This is a genomic window from Escherichia sp. WS1265 (assembly GCF_046487585.1).
Classification (GTDB): domain Bacteria; phylum Pseudomonadota; class Gammaproteobacteria; order Enterobacterales; family Enterobacteriaceae; genus Escherichia; species Escherichia coli.
In genome coordinates, this window is sequence record NZ_JBJQJE010000084.1 from 1 (window position 1) to 942 (window position 942).

1 protein-coding gene is annotated in these 942 nt (G+C 58.9%); it reads left to right on the plus strand.

Annotation, left to right across the window (positions count from 1 at the left end; all coding sequences use genetic code 11):
* A partial coding sequence (gene tssI, locus ACJHX3_RS24920; RefSeq protein WP_410236253.1) for a type VI secretion system tip protein TssI/VgrG occupies positions 1 to 942 on the plus strand: 942 nt, incomplete at both ends.

Below are 942 nucleotides of genomic sequence, written 5' to 3' on the forward strand. Positions count from 1 at the left end.
CTGGTCCTGTGCGACACCGTGCGTTATCTGCCGGAGTCCTTTGAGATCCCCTGGAATCCGAACACCCGTACCGAGGTGAGCACCCTATGCATCAGCCAGTTCCTCTACAGCGCACAAATCCGCCCATCTTCCGTGGTGACCAAAGACTACACCTTTAAACGACCCGGCTGGGCAGGGCGTTTTGATCAGGAAGGCCAGCACCAGGATTACCAGCGCACACAGTATGAAGTGTATGACTACCCCGGACGTTTCAAGGGTGCCCACGGGCAGAACTTTGCCTGCTGGCAGATGGATGGCTGGCGAAACAACGCAGAAGTGGCGCGCGGAACAAGCCGTTCGCCGGAGATATGGCCGGGACGGCGAATTGCGCTGACGGGGCATCCGCAGGCGAACCTGAACCGGGAATGGCAGGTGGTGGCAAGTGAACTGCACGGCGAGCAGCCGCAGGCGGTGCCGGGACGCAGGGGTTCAGGTACCACGCTGAATAACCACTTTGCGGTAATACCGGCAGACAGAACATGGCGGCCACAGCCGTTGCTGAAACCGCTGGTGGACGGCCCGCAGAGCGCCGTCGTGACGGGACCGGCAGGAGAAGAAATCTTCTGTGATGAACATGGCCGCGTGCGGGTGAAATTTAACTGGGACCGCTATAACCCGTCAAACCAGGACAGTTCATGCTGGATCCGTGTGGCACAGGCGTGGGCAGGCACCGGCTTTGGCAACCTGGCGATACCGCGTGTGGGTCAGGAAGTCATTGTGGACTTCCTCAACGGCGATCCGGACCAGCCGATTATTATGGGGCGTACCTACCACCAGGAAAACCGCACCCCCGGCAGCCTGCCGGGAACAAAGACGCAGATGACCATTCGTTCGAAAACCTATAAGGGCAGCGGGTTTAATGAACTGAAGTTTGACGATGCGACAGGGAAAGAACAGGTCTAC